Here is a 19565-nt window from a genome sequence, read left to right as displayed (position 1 = left end):
TTAAATTTAAACCAACGACTATGTTTTTTCAACAAAGTGTTAATTTTAACCTAGTTAGAAAATGTAATTCGTAATTATGTTTTATTCTAATATCTTGTTTTTAACTTCTTTACTGTAGTTTCTGCCTATTGGAATGTTGTATGATTGAATTTGAACGCGGTTTCCTTCTATAGATTTTACTTTATTTAGTGCGATCACATACGATTTATGTATTCTTAGGAAACGATCTGCGGGTAATTCTTCTGATAGCGATGTAAGAGATTTATGAGTAATATAGGTTTTATCTGGCGTGACCACTTTTATATATTCCTTCATTCCTTCAACAAATAAAATTTCTTCAATATTAATTTTCATCATTTTTTTATCGACTTTAATAAAAATATGAGAATCGCCTTTTGTGGTTTCTACTTTAATATTGTTTTTGAGATTGTATTCGGTGGTGATTTTATTGATGCATTTTATAAATCTTGGCAACGGAATTGGTTTAACCAAATAATCTAATACATCCAAATCATAACTTTCTGCAGCAAATTCTCTAAATGCAGTAGTAATGATAACTTTAGTTTTGTTCTCAATGAGACTGATAAGCTCAAAACCAGTCATCATAGGCATGTTAATATCTAAAAAGACAGCATCAACAGGGGTACTGTTGATAAAATCAAGCGCCTCTAAAGAGTTATTGAATGTTGCTATAACTTCAAAATCTGTAAAATTGGTAAAATAATTTTGCAGGACTTTGATAGCTAAAGGCTCATCATCAATTAACACGCATTTAATCTTCATTCTGGGTAGGTATTTGCAATCGGATTATGTAGAAATTTAGTTTAGTGGTATGTTTAAGGCTGAAATTATTTCTATAAATTAATTTTAACCTCTTTTTTGTATTAACTAAACCGATTCCTCGTTTTGGATTATGAGTTTGTGAAATTACAAAATTATTTAAGATTTCAAAATCAAGCGTTTTATTGTCTAAAACTCTGCAATTGATCTTAATTTTTAGGTTTTTATTGTTTAATCCGCCATGTTTGAAGGCATTTTCAACCAATGAGATAAAAATTAGAGGTGGCACGACAACATCATCTATATTTGATTCGAGGTTTATCGTTACTTCTACATTTTCAAAACGGAGTTTTTCTATTTCAATATAATTCTGGATATAATCGATTTCTTTAATTAGAGGAACAAATTTGGTTCCTTTTACATCATACAATACATATTCCATCAAGTTGGAAAGCTTGATAATTACATCTGGAACTTTCTTTGAAGATTCTAATGATAAAGCATACAGATTGTTTAATGTATTAAAGAAGAAATGTGGCTGAATCTGATTTTCAAGATACTTAAGTTTTATTTTAAATTGGTTTTCTCTCAAAGATCGGTTTCTTTCTCTTTCTCTTAACCATGTTAACGTGAGGTAAACAGATGATGCCATTGCCAGTACATACAACTCACCAATGCAAACGGCAACTATGTGATTGATTTCAAATGGATGGTATTCTCTATTGGCTTCTGGCCAGATATTTTCAGATATTATATAGTAGGTAAGGGCGGTTTTAGCCAAATAAATTGCAAATAGACTTAGAAGCAATAAAAATGTATACATAATATATTTTTGCTTCAATACATACTTCGGAACCAAAACAAACAAATTAAGATACACTAAAGGAATGACTAATGAAAATTCGATTAAGTTCGATTTGAAAGAATAAGGATAATCATTAAAGTAAGCACCCCATCTTAAAAAGTTTAAAGTAAAATATACTCCCCAGAACCATATATGGTTTTGCAGTTTGATGTCAAATTTAACTTTTCTTATTTCTTTCAATTGGTTGGGTGAGTTAGATAAATTTAGTTTTTCTTAACAATATTGAAATATTGTGCAACTTTAAACAATTAACTGCAATATGCCAATTTTTTTGAATAAAATTTCGCAAAAAAAGGATATTGGTGCTTAATTTTTCTATTAGAACGTTTTCGTAAAGCGTATTATTGAATGATTTATGTCGTTCGTTTAAATTTTGTTGTCGTTGGTTTAATTTATTTTTTTTAACAATGCCTTAAGAATAATTTTACTTCATAACTAACAAAATAAAATAAACATGAAAAAAATTTTCTTAATCTTTATGATTGTTTTTACGGCGCAAGTTTCGCTTGCACAAGTAAAAAGTGTCAAAGGTGTGATTACAGATTCTGAAGGTATGCCATTACCAGGAGCTTCTGTTTTGGTACAAGGAAGTCAAAAAGGAACAACTACCGATTTTGATGGATTGTATACGATTGAAGTTCAAAAAGGACAGACATTAGTTTTTAGTTATGTAGGTCTTGGAACACAGAACATAGTTGTAGGCGATGCTGCTACAATAAATGTAAAAATGGTACAGGCTGCATCAAATGCACTAAATGAAGTAGTAGTAACTTCATTGGGACTTAAAAGATCAAAAAAGACTTTGACTTACGCAGCCCAGGAAGTTAAAGGGGAAGAGGTTACAAGAGTTAAGGATGCTAACTTAATGAACAGCTTATCTGGTAAAGTTGCGGGTCTTATTGTTGGAAAAAGTTCAGCTGGAGCTGGTGGTGCAGCAAAAGTGACTATACGTGGTAACTCATCTGCAACAAATAACCAGCCATTATATGTTATTGACGGTATTCCAATGTTAAACTCTAACTCATCTCAAGCAAATCAGGTTTTTGGTGATACAGCTGGAGGAAATAGAGATGGTGGAGATGCAATCTCTATGATGAACCCTGATGATATTGAATCGATGACAGTTCTTAAAGGAGCTTCTGCAGCTGCTTTATATGGTTCTCAAGGAGCAAATGGTGTTATCGTAATTACAACTAAAAAAGGAAAAGAAGGAAACGTAACAGCATCTTATAACGCGAGTGTATTTGTTGATAATGTAGTTTCATTACCAGAATTTCAAACTAGTTATGGTGCAGCGCCATCATCTGATAAAACTTGGGGAGATCCTAAAAACTCTCCTGACCACGTAAAAGATTTTTACAATACAGGTCTTACTATGATCAACTCTGTATCTGTAAATGGTGGATCTGATAAAATGTCAACTAGTCTTACTTATGCAAACACTAAAGTTGATGGTGTAATTCCAACAAACGAGTTTAAGAAAAATAACATTGCACTTCGTCAAAGCGTTAAATTATTTGATGATAAAGTAACTATTGATGGTGCGATATCTTATGCAGAGCAAAAAATTATAAATAAACCAACAAACGGATTGTACTTCAATCCATTGACAGGTGTTTATTTATTCCCAAGAGGAAATGATTTTAACGATTACTATAAAAACTTTGAAGAATTCAATGTGTCAAGAAACTTAATGACTCAAAGATGGCCTGCTCAGACATCCGATATTATTCAAAATCCAGGTTGGATTTTAAATAGAAATCAATCTATTGATAAAAATCAATCTTTAATTACTTCTGCAGCTATTACATATAAAGCAACAGATTGGTTAAGCATTAAAGCAAGAGGAGGTTATAATAAATTTGATAATATTTTTGATAAGAGAATGTATGCTGGTACAAATGAAACATTGGCACCATCTACAGGTAGATATATTTACTCAGATAGTGAAAGTAACCAATTATATGGAGATTTAATTGCTACTATCAATACTAAATTCAGTGATGATTTTTCATTCAGCGCTAACCTTGGTACAAGTATCACAAAATCTACAATCAACGATGCTTACTTAAGTGATTCAGGTCAAAAAAATGGACTTGTAAATGCAAACTGGTTTAATACAGGAAACTTTGTATCTGCAGAAAGAAATGCTCATACTGTTGGAGGTAAAAAAGAAGTTCAATCACTTTTTGCAAGTGCAACGATTGGTTACAAAGACATGATTTATCTTGATTTGACTGGAAGAAATGACTGGTCATCAACTTTGGTAAATACAGATAATTTAAGTTTCTTTTATCCTTCAGTAGGTTTATCAGCTGTTTTAAGCCAAATGGTATCTTTACCTGAAGCAATTAGTTATGCAAAAGTTAGAGCTTCATTTGCTCAAGTGGGTAATGATATTTCTCCTTTCTTAACTTCACCAGTAAATACTTTAGTTGGTGGTATTGTTACACCACCATTAGTTGGTCCACAACCAGGAACTTCTTTGAAGCCAGAAATGCAAAATTCTTATGAATTTGGTACAGAATGGAGATTCTTAAACAACAGAATCGGATTTGATTTTACTTACTACCATAACGAAACTAAAAATCAATTAATCACGGCGCCAGCTCCAATTCCAAATACTACGGGATATGCTAACTATGCATTTAATGCAGGAAGTATTGAAAATAAAGGTTTTGAGATTACAGTAACTGCTAAAGCAATTCAAAATGAGAATTTCTCTTGGGATCTTGGATTGAATTATGCTTCAAATAAAAATACAGTACTTGATTTAGGTACAGGTGCAAATGGAGAACTTAATACAGTTGTATTGACTAATGGTGATCCAAATAGCTACAGATATGTTATGAAAGAAGGACAGCCATTCGGGACAATTCAAGGAAAGGATATTTTGAGAAATGATCAAGGTCAGATGTTGCTTGCTGGTAAAGGAGATAAAGCTTTAGTTCAAAAAACGGAAAAGTGGATAGACATGGGAAGTTCAAACCCTGATTTTATGTTAGGTTTTTCAAACTCTTTCAAATACAAGAAAATATTCTTAAATGTGCTTATTGATGGAAGATTTGGAGGTAATGTAATGAGTATGACAGAAGCAATGCTTGATTCTTATGGTGTATCTAAAGCTAGTGGCGATGCAAGAGCTGCTGGAGGAGTTAAAGTAAACGCTTTAGATGAAGATGGAGTTCCAGTAACGACAATGTCTGCACAAAATTACTATAGTTCAGTTGGAGATAGAGCTGGTGCTACTGGAGAGTATATGTACAAAGCAACAAATGTTAAATTAGGCGAGCTTTCTCTAGGATATACTTTTGATTTCAGCAAAACTACAATCTTCAAAGCAGTGAATGTTTCTCTTGTTGGTAAAAACTTATTTTTCTTCTACAAAGATGCTCCGTTTGATCCAAACGTAACATTAAGTTCAGGAGAAGGATTGCAAGGTGTTGATATTTTCGGATTGCCTTCAACAAGAAGTATAGGTGTTAATTTGAATTTAACTTTCTAAAATAATTAATAAAAGGACAAAACCTTTTGGTTGTTGTAAGACTCTTGTTTGTTGATTGAATGTAGAAATAATGTAAAATGGCAAACATTGAAACCCTAGATATGGGTAGCTTATAAATCAATAAAAATGATTTTAATTAACGATAAAAATTCACAGATGAAAAATAAATTATTAATATTAGGTTCAGTTTTAGCTCTTGCATTAGGGAGCTGTACAGGTGACTTTGAAGAGATAAACACTAACGATAGTGGTTTTAGCCAATCGCAGTTAGAGCAAGATTTTAATCAAGTTAAAGCGCCTCTTAAAACAATGCAGAGAGGAATGTATATCTTGGTTGCAGATGATTGGCAGGGAGATATTCAGTTTAACTTAAATGCAGATATCTTTTCAGGATATATGGGAACACCTCATGATTTTGAAGGAAACGCAAATAATTCAACATATGCGCTTTTGGATGGATGGAATGGCGCTGAATGGGTTCAGAAGTACCAAAAGGAGATGGTAAATGCATATAATCTTGAAAAATTAACAAAAGATAAGTATCCTCAGTTTTATGCTTGGTCTTTGATCTTAAAAGTTTATGCAATGCATAAAACTACAGATTACTACGGGCCAATCGTTTATTCAGGTTTCGGAAATCCTGATGGAACAACTCCGTATGATTCTCAGAAAGCGGTTTATGATCAATTTTTTGCAGAGTTAAAAACTGCGATTGATATTTTAACTCCAAAAGCGGCAGATGCTTCTACAACTTTCTTTGCAGGAGGAGATGCAACAGACGGAACTACTGCAGCTGGAAGTATTCAGAAATGGGTAAAATTTGCTAACTCTTTAAGATTACGTTTAGCATTGCGTATTTCTAACGTTGATCCTGTAAAAGCAAAAACTGAAGGAGAAGCTGCATTGGCAGGTTTAGGAGTAATTACTTCTAATGCTGATAACATGGCTTATATTGCTGAGCATCCTGTTAAAACATACACTGGTCCTTGGGCAGATATCAATGCAGGTGGAGCAATTACATCTATTATGAATGGTTATAATGATCCAAGAAGAGATGTATTCTTCCATAAAGCTACTGGAGGTGTTTATCAAGGTATTAGAATGGGAACTTTAGTTGATGCTAATTACAGAACAGCAAAAGCTGATTTATTCTCTAAAGTTGGACCAATCGTAGAAAACAACTTGATTCCTTGGTTTAATGCATCTGAATCTTATTTCTTAAAAGCTGAAGCAGCATTAAAAGGATGGAATGTTGGTGGATCTGCTCAGTCATTTTACGAAGCAGGAATTGCAGTTTCATTTGCTCAGTTAGCAGCAGGTGATGCATCTACTTACATTAATGACGATACTTCAATGCCAGCAAACTTTACTGACCCATTAAATGCAGCGAATAATATTGCGGCACAAAATTTAGTGACAGTAAAATGGTCAGAATCGGCTTCTAATGAAGTTAAACTACAAAAAATTATTACTCAAAAATGGATTGCTGGTTTCCCTGATGGTCAAGAAGCTTGGGCTGAAACAAGAAGAACAGGATATCCAAAATTATTCTTGCCAGCAAATAACTTCTCTGGAGGAAAAATTCCTAATGGAACTTTTGTTAGAAGATTGAATTTCTATGTAAATGAGAAAACTTCTAATCCAACAGGTTATGCTCAAGGTGTTCAGCTTTTAGGAGGTCCTGATACTGGAGCAACAAGACTTTGGTGGGATACTGGAGTAAACAAATTCTAAAAAAAAATGGAATATTAAGTTTGGTTAGTGGTATGGTATAGATGGTGAAAGCTGTCTATACCATTCTTAAAACCAAAATGGTAAATACTACAAAAAGAAAAAAAATGAAAAGTGCTTTAGAAATAAAACCTGATATTAGTTACAAAAGCGCTGGGAAATTTGAAGAAACTCGTTTTGAGAAAATTCATAACGAAATCTTCAAAAATTCTATTGAAGCTTCTGTAATTGTAGCGCATGAAATTGCGCAGCTAATTAGATCTAAGCAAGAAAAAAATAAACCTTGTGTTTTAGGTCTGGCAACAGGTTCTTCTCCTATCAAAGTTTATGAGGAACTAGTGAGAATGCACAGAGAAGAAGGACTAAGTTTTAGCAATGTAATCACCTTTAATCTGGATGAATATTATCCGATGACTAAGGAGAACAATCAGAGCTATCATTATTTCATGCATGAGCATCTTTTTAATCATATTGATATCAAACCTGAAAACATTAATATTCCTGATGGTACAGTGGGAATTGATGAAATTAATCAATACTGCATCGATTATGAAATGAATATTAAAAACGCAGGAGGTCTTGATTTTCAATTGCTTGGAATTGGTAGAACAGGACACGTTGGATTTAACGAGCCGGGTTCGCACATCAATTCAGGAACAAGAATTATTACCCTAGATCATATCACAAGAGTCGATGCTTCATCTGCTTTTAATGGTATTGATAACGTGCCGAAACGTGCCATAACAATGGGAGTTTCAACAATTATGAGATCAAAGCGTATTGTTTTGATGGCTTGGGGACAAAACAAGGCAGATATTATCAAGAGAACCATTCAAGGAGATATCAGTTCTGAGGTTCCCGCTACATTTTTACAGAATCATCCAAATGCAACTTTTGTTTTAGATCAGTCGGCAGCATCAGAATTAACCCGTTTCAAAACACCTTGGTTAGTTGGTGAATGTCTTTGGACTCCTGAATTAAAAAGTAAAGCAATTGTTTGGCTTTGTCAAAAAACAAAACAATCTATTCTCAAATTGACAGACCGTGATTACAACAATAACGGAATGTCTGATCTTTTGGCTCAGGAAGGTTCTGCTTACGATATGAACATTAATATGTTTAATATTTTACAGCACACCATTACCGGATGGCCAGGAGGAAAACCAAACACAGATGATTCATTTCGTCCAGAAAGGGCAAATCCGGCAAAAAAGAGAGTTATTCTTTTTAGTCCGCACCCAGACGATGACGTGATTTCTATGGGAGGAACATTTTCAAAATTAATCAAGCAAGGGCACGATGTTCATGTGGTGTACCAAACTTCAGGAAATATCGCAGTTTCAGATGATGAAGCACTAAAATTTGCAGAAGTGGCAAGTGATTTTATTGGAGAAGGTCAAGTAGATATTAATTTCAAATCGGTTATCGAATTTTTGAATAACAAATCTGAAAATCAAATTGATTCTTTAGAAGTTCGAAAATTAAAAGGATTGATTAGAAGAAGAGAATCTTACGGAGCAACAAGATACATCGGATTGAAAGATGAGAATACGCACTTTTTGGATCTTCCTTTTTATGAAACAGGACAGGTTAAAAAGAATCCGTTAGGGCCAGAAGATATTGCGATTGTAAAAGATATCATTGCAAAGATAAAACCGCATCAGGTTTTTGCTGCAGGAGATCTTGCCGATCCGCATGGAACTCATGAGGTTTGCTTAAATGCCATTTTCGCTGCATTAAAAGAACTTAAACCAGAACCATACATGGATGATTGTTGGTTGTGGCTTTATAGAGGTGCTTGGCACGAGTGGGATATTCATGAAATCGATATGGCCGTTCCGTTAAGTCCGTCTGAAGTTTTATTAAAACGTCATGCCATTTTACACCACCAGTCTCAAAAAGATAGAGTGATGTTTCAAGGAAATGATTCTCGTGAATTCTGGGTTAGGGCAGAAGATCGAAATAAAAACACAGCCGTATTATATGATGAACTAGGTTTGGCTGAATACGAAGCGATTGAAGCCTTTAAACGTTTTGATTATTAAAAAAATCCGATTCGTTTTTTAATGAATCAAATAGCAAAATTCAGGATGATCTCATAGCAAAAGTGAGGTAAAGCTGAAATCACTCTGAGTTTTGTTTTTTATATAAATTTAGGATACTTAAAACTATCCAACCAAAAAAAAGAAAAATGAAATATCTATTTGTACTATTATTTGCAGGTATATCGGCAGGAGCTCAAGTCCAGAAAGAGCAGCTGAATCTTATGCCTTGGCCTCAGAATGTTGTTATTAATGAAGGTAATTTTAATTTAAGTAAAAACTTTAAAGTTAATATTACAGGAAATCCAAATCCAAGAATTTTTGGAGGAGTAACTCGTTTTTTGCGCCGTTTAGATGGTAGAACAGGTATATTTTTCGAACAAGGTTTTATTGAAAAGCTAAATGAAGTTCCAAATGCAGAATTACAAATTAATTGTACCAAAAGTGGTAAAATTGGTTTGTATGAAGACGAAAGTTATCATTTAGATATTACTTCAAACAAAATCACCTTAAACGCTTCCAGCGATTTAGGAGCATTGCATGGTTTGGAGACTTTACTGCAAATGCTTCAAAACAATTCAAAAACATTTTATTTTCCAGTTTCAAAAATTTCAGATTTTCCAAGATTTACATGGAGAGGTTTGATGATGGATGTTTCAAGACATTTTCAGCCTATCGATGTAGTTAAAAGAAATATTGATGCATTGGCAGCAATGAAAATGAATGTTTTTCACTGGCATTTGGTTGATGACCAAGGCTGGAGAATTGAAATGAAAAAACATCCAAGGTTTACTCAAGTAGCTTCGGACGGAATGTATTACACACAAGAGGAAATTAAAAATATCGTAAAATACGCCGATGAGCGCGGTATTTTAATTGTTCCAGAAATAGATGTTCCAGGTCACGGATCTGCAATTTTAACAGCTTACCCAGAAATTGGAAGCAAAGTGATTACGCTGACAGGAGGGACATCCGAAAAAAATATTCAAGGTACAGCAATTGCTACCTATGGAATTGAAAGAAATGCGGGGATTTTTTCACCAACATTAGATCCTTCAAATCCTAAAACATATCAATTATTAAGCGAAGTTTTTGATGAGGTTTGCCCATTGTTTCCAGGAGCTTATTTCCACATTGGAGGAGATGAAAACGAAGGAAAAGATTGGGATGCAAATCCTAAAATTCAAGAGTTCAAAAAGAAGCATAATTTAAAAAACAACCACGAACTGCAGACGTATTTTACAATGCAGTTAGCTCCGATGTTAAAGAAACACGGAAAACAATTAATGGGTTGGGAAGAAATTTTGACTAAAGATTTATCAAAAGAAGCTATTGTACATTCATGGAGAGGCCCAAACGAAGGAATGCCAGCAGGACAATCTCTTGTAGATGCAGTTAAAAAAGGATACAAAACAGTTTTGTCTAATGGATATTATATCGATTTGATGTATCCAATTGCGAGCCATTACTTAAATGATCCGATGCCAAAAGGTGCTAATTTAACTGGTGACGAAAAAGCAAGAATTCTAGGTGGAGAAGCTACAATGTGGACAGAATTGGCTACACCAACAACTATAGATTCAAGAATTTGGCCGAGAACAGCTGCAATTGCTGAAAGGTTATGGTCTGCAGAAGATGTGGTAGATGTTGAGAATATGCGCAAACGTCTAGAAACGATTTCTTTTAGATTAGAAGAATTAGGCATTACACATATTCGTAACAAGGATGTGATTTTAAGAAATATTGCAAATAATCAGGATATCAAATCATTAGAAGATTTTTCAAATGTAAGTGAGCCATTGAAAGGATATACTCGTAATAAAGGAGGAACAGAATACCAAATGTATTCTCCGTTCACTCTATTTGCAGATGCCTGTGGTCCAGATGCCAAAGATGCTCTTGCATTTGATGCCGCTGTAAATCAATATTTAACAAATAAGTCGGCAGACAATAAAGCCAAAGTGGCTGCATTTTTTACAAAATGGATTGCAGTTCACAAAGGATTGACAGAATTAAGCAATAATGCGCCATTGGTGCAGCCAATATTACCATTGTCTAAAAAACTAAATGATGCTTCTCAGGAATTATTATTGGTTTTAGATAATAAATCAACTTTAGCACCAGCAGATCTGAAAAAATTGATTGAACAATGCAATACAAAAGATCATGCAGATGTAGAACTGTCTGTTTATGAGAGTTTAAAGAAATTAATTTAGAGTTGGATTTGAATTAGTATTTAGTACGTTTTTGAGTTACTAATGTTTTTTTAGAGTGTTGATTATCTCTGCCATGCTTATGGCAGAGGTAATTACGATTAAAATTTTGGAATTCTTTTTTTAGACCGAGACAACAATTAAGTAATAAATTATAACAAACTAAAAATAACCAATAACTGAGTATTAACCTTTTAAAAACCAAATAGAAAGAATAGAATAAAACATGACAAAAAAAGAGTATAGATTGATGAGTCGTCCCAAATTTATCATTTGTATTTAACATTATTTTTTTTAAAAATTATAAATAAATATCAATCACTACTATTGGCTAATGATTATGTAAAAATCAGTAATAGTAATATTTATCTATAGAATGTAATTTGAGTTTATTTCCAATCGACAGCAGCCTTCCAACCTGCAGTTGAGCGAAACCCAGAAGCTTTTATGCTGCTGTGGCCCAATTATTTATTTTCTATTAACTAATATTTATTAATTATGAAACATTATTACAGATTGCTCTTTTTGTTACTGTTTCCCTTACTTGCGTTGGCACAACCAGCCCACGGAAAAAAAGTAGTAGGGTATTATGCTCAATGGTCTATCTATGCCCGGGATTTTAATGTTCCGAAAATCGATGGAAGTAAATTGACGCATTTAAATTATTCTTTTTATGGGACCACTTATGATCCTGCCCATCCTGAGAATACAAAATTAAAATGTTTAGACACTTATGCTGATTTTGAGCATATGGAAGGCGGAATTCCTTGGGATGCGCCAGTAAAAGGGAACTTTTATGATTTAATGAAATTGAAAGAAAAGTATCCTCATTTAAAAGTTTTAATCTCTGTAGGTGGCTGGACAAAAGGTCAAGATCTTTCTCCAATTGCTGCAAGTCCTGTAGCAAGAGCGGCTTTAGCAGCAGATATGGCAAACTTCATTACTACATATCCATTTATTGATGGTTTCGATATCGATTGGGAATATCCTCTTTCGGGCGGAACTGACGGTACAGAAATAGTAAATGGTTCGCCTGTTCCTCCACAAAAATATAGTCCTGATGACAATAAAAATTTAGTGCTTTTATTGAAAGCAATGCGTCAGGCAATGCCAAATAAACTAATTACGATTGCTGCTGGAAACAATGTTAGAAATGTTTCTAAACAGTATTTAGGGCCAAACAATAGATCGCAATACGGAATGACAGAAGACATTTCTACTTATTGTGATTATATCACCTATTTTGGATACGATTTTGGCGGTAACTGGTATGATAAAACCTGTTATAATGCGCCTTTATATGCAAGTGGAAACCCAAATGATCCTTTATATGGTGCAACACAATCAGAATCATTAGATGAATTAACGAATCAATATTTAAATGTAATTGGTTTTCCTGCTAATAAATTAATCATGGGATTGCCTTTCTACGGAAAAAAATTCGATAACGTTGCTACAAATTCAACAAACGGATTGTTTGTTTCAGCACCAAGATACGTAGTTCCTGGATGTACAAATCCGCAAAATCCAACAGGAACATGGGATGGTTCAGGAGCTTGTGAAAAATCTGGAAGTATCGAAATCTGCGATTTAGTTGGAAATCCAGTTACCAATTCGCATGCTTATTTAGATCCAAATACTATGCAGGTTACTGCAAGTGCAGCTTCTGCAGGATGGGTTCGTTATTTTGATAATACTACTAAAGTTCCTTATTTATATAATGCTACTTCAAAAGAATTTATTTCTTATGAAGATAAACAGTCAATGGACTTAAAAGTGCAGTATATAAAATCAAAAAACTTAGCTGGAGGTATGATTTGGGAATTATCTCAAGATACAAGAGGTTCAATTCCAAACGCATTATTAAACCAAGTTGATACTTCTTTTGGAAGTGTAGTTCCGGGAACAGTAAGTATTTCGGGTTCTGTAAAAAACGGATCGGCTTTGGTTACCAATGTTACAGTAGAATTGCGAAATTCAACCAATGCAGTTATTCAGACAGTAGTTTCTGCGACAGGGAATTTCACATTCAACAATTTAACTTCAGGGCAAAACTATTCGTTAACAGCTGCAAAAGCTAGTTATACTTTTGTTCCTGTAAGTTTAACAAATGTTACAGTTAATCAAACAGGCGTTACAATCAACGGATCTCAGCCAACTTATACTGTAAGCGGAACAGTTCTAGACGGAACAATAGGAGTTTCTGGTGTTACAGTTTCAGCAGTTTCTGGAACGACAACATTAACAGGAGTTTCAAATGCAAGCGGAGCTTACAGCGTAGCAGGATTAACAGCAGGTTTAAACTTTACCGTTACCGCTACAAAATCTGGCTTCTCTTATACACCAGCTTCAACAGTTTATAATGCAATTGATGCTAACAAAACGCTTAATTTCACTCAAGGCGCAGCAGTGGTTACTTATACCGTAAGCGGAACAGTTCTTAACGGAACAACTCCAGTTTCTGGCGTAACCATTACAGCAGCTTCTACAGCAGGAAATGTTACTGCAACAAGTAATTCTAGCGGAGCGTATTTATTGACTTTAGCTTCTGGTGGAAATTATACGGTAACAGCAGCTTTGACTGGGCAAACTTTTACACCAGCATCTACAGTTTATTCTAATTTGAATGCGAATAAAACGTTGAATTTTACTCAAGATGTTGCAACAACTACAAGTAAAATTAGCGGAACAGTTAAAAACGGAACAATTCCTGTTGCGGGTGCAAAAGTAGAAATCGTTTTGCCATGGACAGATAATGCACATCCGTGGAAAAGTGTTTTGGCAACAACAGATGCACAAGGAAAATACAGTTTTGATAATGCTGTTACAGACGGTTATACAACTATTACAAGTTTAAAATTAAATACTTGGTCAAATGGAGAAGTAAATTATTACCCAAATAATTTGGCAAATTTTCCTGTTCCATCAACTCCAACAGTTTACAACTTTAATACAAGTTCAACAGCAAAAGCAGCATTGGCAGCAGCGACAAACTTAATCAGCGGAACTGTGAAAAATGGTTCTACGCCTGTTGCGAATGCAAAAGTGGAAATCGTTTTGCCTTGGACAGATAATACGCACAACTGGAAAAGCGTTCTGGCAACAACAGATGCATCAGGAAATTATGCTTTCGATAATTCAGTTGTAGCAGGATATACACAAATTTTAAGCTTGAAATTAAATTCATGGCAAAATGGAGAAGTGGCTTATTATCCAAATAATTTAGCAAATTTTGCCGTTCCTACAACGCCAACAGTTTATAATTTTAATACACAAACAACGGTTGTGACTAAGCCGGTCGTTGCGATTACAGCACCAACAGCTTCTACGATTGCTATAAACTTAGGATCATCAATTAATTTTGTTGCAACTGTTGGATTAAGTGCCACAGATGCGACTACAATCTCATCTGTTGTATTTAATTTAGACGGACAAACTATAAGTGCTACCAATTCATCAGGAACTTATACATCGGTTTGGACACCGGTTGCTAATCAGTTTGGAGTTTCTCATACGTTAACCGTTACTGCTACAGCATCAAACGGACAAACAGATTCAAAAACTTATAGTTTTACATTAACTTGTTCAGGTGCAAATTGTCCAAATACATTGCCTGTAATCACTTGGAATTCGCCATCAAATACTACGGTATACCAAAGTTCTTTCCAAGCGGTGCCAATTTCAGTTACAGCTGTTGATAGCGATGGAACAGTTTCAGGTGTTACTATTACCATAAACGGAGGAACATTTAACATGACAGCAGGTACAAATAATACTTATACGTACAATTTTACGCCAACTGCTTATCAGGATTATCCAATTGTAATCAAAGCAACAGATAATAAAGCTGCGGTAACAACATTAAATAATACTATTAAAATTGCTACAATAAGTGGTAATAGATTTATTCCGCTTCCATCTAAAATTATTTTAGGGTATGCGCATTCTTGGGAAAATACTTCAGCTCCATTCTTATATTTTTCTCAGATTAAGGGAAGTAAGTTTAATGTAGTAGATTATGCTTTCGTAGAAACCGTTAATCGTGATGGTTATACGCCAATACTTACTACTAATGATGCTAGATATTTGACCAATGGCGTTTTCGATAAGCAATTATTGAAAAATGACATCAAAACTTTAAGAGATAGTGGCGTTCCTGTTATTGTTTCTATTGGAGGTCAAAATGGTCATGTTGTTCTGGAAAATGTAACTCAGAAGAATATTTTCGTTAATGGTTTAAAAGCAATTATCGACGAATATCAATTTGATGGAGTTGATATTGATTTTGAAGGCGGATCTATGAATTTTAGCGCAGGTGGTTTAAGAGATATTTCGTATGCGGGTATTTCTGCTTATCCAAGATTGAAAAACGTAGTAGATGCTTTCAAAGAATTAAAAGCGTACTATGGTCCTGGATTCTTATTGACTGCAGCTCCAGAAACACAATACGTACAAGGAGGATATACGACTTATACGGATACTTTCGGTTCGTTCTTGCCTATTATTCAAAACTTGCGTAGCGAATTGGATTTGTTAGCGGTACAATTGTATAATACAGGAGGAGAAAACGGATTAGACGGCCAGTATTATGGTACGGCTAAGAAAGCAAACATGGTTACAGCCTTGACTGATATGATCATAAAAGGATATAACATTGCTTCAACAGGAATGCATTTTGACGGCTTGCCAGCTTCAAAAGTTCTTATTGCATTGCCAGCTTGTCCGAGTGCAGCAGGTAGCGGTTATCTGACTCCAACCGAAGGAATTAATGCTATGGATTATTTAAGAAACGGAACCAATTTCACGGGAAGAACATATACTATGCAGTCAGGCGGGCCATATCCTTCTTTAAGAGGGTTAATGACTTGGTCTGTAAACTGGGATGCATCTTCTTGTGGTAATTCATCTGAATTGTCTAAAGCGTATGCGGCTTATTTTGCATCGCAAGGCACAGCAAAAACATTGGCTGTAGGAGATATAACGGCTGAAAGCAATACGACTGTGGCTTACTTTAGAAATAATACACTATCCGTATCTAATGAAACAGAAGAAATTGCTCAAGTTGATGTATTCAATACGATAGGGCAGAATGTTACAAGCCATAGAAATCTCCAAAACAATAAAGAAGTATTGCTTAATAGCCCAAGTTTTGCTAGTAAACAGATTTTTGTTGTGATAGTAACAGATAAATCAGGTCATAAAAAGTCATTGAAAGTAATGAACTTTTTAAACTAAAATAAAAGAATTGAAAATTTAGAAATAAGAAAGTTGGGACGGTTAAAATTGAGTTTGGTTATTTATTTTTTAACCTAATTTTTATTTCTTAAATGCTGTGAATTGAGGTAATTTGTTATTTGGTTTTTGCCTCAAGTAGCGCATTATGAACCTGGCAATTTTTGTTGCCAGGTTTTTTTATTTATGACTTTCGATAAATGAAGTAATAACTCAATATAGTACACGGATGATGCGGATTTACTTCGTAAAGACGCGGATAAAAACGGATTTTTTTTAGATAGATTAATATAAAATCTGTTTTTATCCGCGTTTTCGCGTTAGCGAATCTGCCTCATCCGCGTACCATTTCTACACAATTAACCCAAATTAAAAACTATTTTAATTACTTTTGATTTTACAATTATCGCATAAAACTTCATGAAAAAATTATTCAATATTCTAATCGCATTTTTAATTTTTACGACTTCCTTCAGTCAGAATAAATTCGGAAATCCAGAAATTGATCCATTACAAATTCAGAAAACTTACGAGCAATGGTCGGTTTATAATAAAGGAATTATGCTTTCTAGAGATTTCACTGCACTTGATGCTGAATCAAAAGAAATTTCTAAAGAGGCTTTTCTAGATAAATTAGCAAACGAAAACTACATTCCAATTAGATTAAAATCAGAAGCGAATGTTTACGTTTATAAATTATTTAAAATTCAGCCAAAAACAGATACAAGTATAAAAGCAACAATAAACCAAATTGGTTTTGATGCTTTTAAAAACTATAAAATGGAAGGAACCGCTTTTCCGCAATTTTCATTTAAAGATTTAAACGGAAATCTGGTGACCAACGAATCCATGAAAGGAAAAATCATTGTGATAAAATGCTGGTACATTCACTGCACGCCATGCATCAGAGAATTTCCTCAAGTAAATAAATTAGTAGAAGAATACAAAGACCGAAAAGATATTGTTTTTATGAGTTTAGCCGAAGATTCAGCAGAACAATTAAAAACATTCTTAGCTAGAAAACCTCTTTCATATTCTGTAATTCCAGACATGAAAGTTTATATGAATGAATCGTTGCAATTGAATTCATTTCCAACACATTTCATTTTAAACAAAGAAGGAATGATTTCTAAAGTGCTTCCAAATTTCGAAAGCTTAGAAGTGGCTTTGGCGAAGGAAAGTAAAATGTAATTTTTGAATTATTCGAATTTTTCGAGTAGTTGAAATTTAATATCGAATTATCCGGATTTTCCGGTTAGTTGATTTTCTAAATTCACATATAGAAGTAAGTGTAAATGCAGTTTGTTATTTCTGACAAGATTGTGTATAATTATTTGCATAAAAAATAAAACTTTGCGCCTATGCGCCTTTGCGAGAACCCCTCATCAGCATAAAAAACTTTGAACCTTTGCGCCTTTGCAACTCTGAACCTTTTTCCGTACTTTTGCACCAAATTAATTAAAAAGACATTCATGTTAACAGTCAATAATTTATCAGTTCAGTTTGGTAAAAGAATTTTATTCGACGAAGTAAATACTACGTTTACTCACGGAAATATTTACGGCGTTATTGGAGCAAATGGTGCAGGAAAATCTACTTTTTTAAAAGTAATTTCGGGCGATATTGATCCAACTTCGGGGCACATTCATTTAGAGCCAGGAAAACGTATGTCGGTTTTAAACCAGAACCACAACATGTTCGACGAGCATACTGTTTTGGAAACCGTTTTAATGGGAAATAAAGTTCTGTACGCTGTTAAAAAAGAAATGGATGAACTTTATTTAGATTATAATGATGCGAATGCAGACAGAATAGGGGAGTTACAAGTTCAGTTTGAAGAAATGAACGGCTGGAACGCCGATTCTGATGCTGCAGCGATGTTGTCTAACTTAGGAATCACAGAAGCAGATCATTATACGTTAATGGCGGATATGGAAGGAAAAATGAAAGTACGTGTGCTTTTGGCGCAGGCACTTTTTGGAAATCCTGATTTGCTGATTATGGATGAGCCTACCAACGATTTGGATTTCGAGACAATCGCTTGGTTAGAAAACTTCTTGGCAAACTATGAAAACACTGTAATTGTTGTATCTCACGACCGTCACTTTTTAGATGCGGTTTGTACACATATTTCTGATATTGATTTCGGAAAAATCAATCACTACTCAGGAAACTATACTTTCTGGTACGAGTCTAGCCAATTAGCGGCAAAACAGCGTGCTCAGCAAAACAAAAAAGCAGAAGAGAAGAAACAAGAGTTGGAAGAATTTATTCGTCGTTTTAGTGCAAACGTGGCGAAATCGAAACAAGCAACTTCTCGTAAAAAAATGATTTCGAAATTGAATATTGCCGAAATCAAACCTTCTAGCCGTCGTTATCCTGCAATTATTTTTGATCAGGATCGTGAAGCTGGAGATCAGATTTTGAATGTAGAAGGTTTAGCAGCTTCAGTAGACGGAGAAGTTTTATTCAAAGATGTTGATTTGAATATGGCAAAAGGCGATAAAATCGTTCTTTTTTCTAAAGATTCACGTGCTACAACGGCTTTCTACGAAATCTTAAACGGAGAACAAAAAGCAGACGCTGGAAGTTTTGACTGGGGAATTACAACAAATCAAGCGTATTTGCCAGCTGAAAACCACAAATATTTCGAAAACGATTTGACTTTAGTTGACTGGTTACGTCAGTACGCTAAAACAGAAGAAGAGCGTGATGAGGTATTTATTAGAGGTTTCTTAGGAAAAATGATTTTCTCTGGAGAAGAAGCTCTTAAAACTTCAAGAGTTTTATCTGGAGGAGAAAAAGTACGTTGTATGCTTTCTAGAATGATGATGGAGCGTGCTAACGTTTTAATGCTAGATGAGCCAACAAACCACTTAGATTTGGAGTCTATTACAGCTTTCAACAACTCATTGAAAAACTTTAAAGGTTCTGTAATCTTCACAACGCATGACCACGAATTCGCGCAAACTGTTGGTAACAGAATCGTAGAATTGACACCAAACGGAGTAATCGATCGTTACATGACATTTGATGAATACCTTGATGATGATAAAATTCAAGAACAAAGAAAGAAGATGTATAATCTTTAAATTTTTAAATTCCAATTTTAAAAATTCCAAATTCCAATTTTTGAACATGGAAACTTTGATAAAAGATAAATCATAAAGTTGATTTGCGTATTTTTGTCATTTCGA

Annotated in this window: 9 protein-coding genes; 7 read left to right on the top strand and 2 right to left on the bottom strand. The window is 34.1% G+C overall.

What is annotated here, in order from left to right:
- Window positions 1-81 precede the first annotated feature (81 nt).
- Window positions 82-783: a LytR/AlgR family response regulator transcription factor gene (locus PQ463_RS10485; RefSeq protein WP_111426265.1), complete on the bottom strand. Its 702-nt coding sequence runs from the start codon at window positions 781-783 to the stop codon at window positions 82-84.
- Entirely contained in the window at window positions 773-1825 is a 1053-nt protein-coding gene (locus PQ463_RS10480; protein WP_274257739.1) for a sensor histidine kinase, read from the bottom strand. The genes PQ463_RS10485 and PQ463_RS10480 overlap by 11 nt, the downstream gene beginning before the upstream one ends.
- A 274-nt stretch (window positions 1826-2099) precedes the next feature.
- Here PQ463_RS10480 and PQ463_RS10475 point away from each other — a divergent pair, with 274 nt between their 5' ends.
- The 7 genes from PQ463_RS10475 (at window position 2100) to PQ463_RS10445 (ending at window position 19460) form a co-directional block, all read left to right on the top strand.
- Entirely contained in the window at window positions 2100-5150 is a 3051-nt protein-coding gene (locus PQ463_RS10475) for a SusC/RagA family TonB-linked outer membrane protein (protein WP_274257737.1), read from the top strand.
- Between the two features lie 156 nt (window positions 5151-5306).
- A complete protein-coding gene (locus tag PQ463_RS10470; protein ID WP_274257735.1) occupies window positions 5307-6884 on the top strand; it encodes a RagB/SusD family nutrient uptake outer membrane protein in 1578 nt (525 codons plus the stop codon).
- A 104-nt stretch (window positions 6885-6988) separates the two neighbouring features.
- Entirely contained in the window at window positions 6989-8926 is a 1938-nt protein-coding gene (gene nagB / locus PQ463_RS10465; protein ID WP_274257733.1) for a glucosamine-6-phosphate deaminase, read from the top strand.
- A 146-nt stretch (window positions 8927-9072) separates the two neighbouring features.
- Window positions 9073-11139: a beta-N-acetylhexosaminidase gene (locus PQ463_RS10460; protein ID WP_274257732.1), complete on the top strand. Its 2067-nt coding sequence runs from the start codon at window positions 9073-9075 to the stop codon at window positions 11137-11139.
- A 495-nt stretch (window positions 11140-11634) separates the two neighbouring features.
- On the top strand, window positions 11635-16371 hold the full coding sequence (chiA, locus tag PQ463_RS10455; protein WP_274257730.1) for a T9SS-translocated chitinase ChiA: 4737 nt from the start codon (window positions 11635-11637) through the stop codon (window positions 16369-16371).
- Between the two features lie 417 nt (window positions 16372-16788).
- A complete protein-coding gene (locus PQ463_RS10450; RefSeq protein ID WP_274257728.1) occupies window positions 16789-17559 on the top strand; it encodes a TlpA family protein disulfide reductase in 771 nt (256 codons plus the stop codon).
- 281 nt (window positions 17560-17840) lie between these two features.
- Window positions 17841-19460 carry an ABC-F family ATP-binding cassette domain-containing protein gene (locus PQ463_RS10445; protein ID WP_274257726.1) on the top strand — a complete coding sequence of 540 codons (1620 nt, stop codon included), beginning with the start codon at window positions 17841-17843 and terminating at the stop codon, window positions 19458-19460.
- Window positions 19461-19565 lie beyond the last annotated feature (105 nt).

The sequence above is a fragment of the Flavobacterium sp. KACC 22763 genome (assembly GCF_028736155.1).
In the GTDB taxonomy this organism is placed as follows: Bacteria; Bacteroidota; Bacteroidia; order Flavobacteriales; family Flavobacteriaceae; genus Flavobacterium.
The sequence above is the reverse complement of the archived record's forward strand: the minus strand, read 5'-3'. Positions and strand labels throughout refer to the sequence as shown.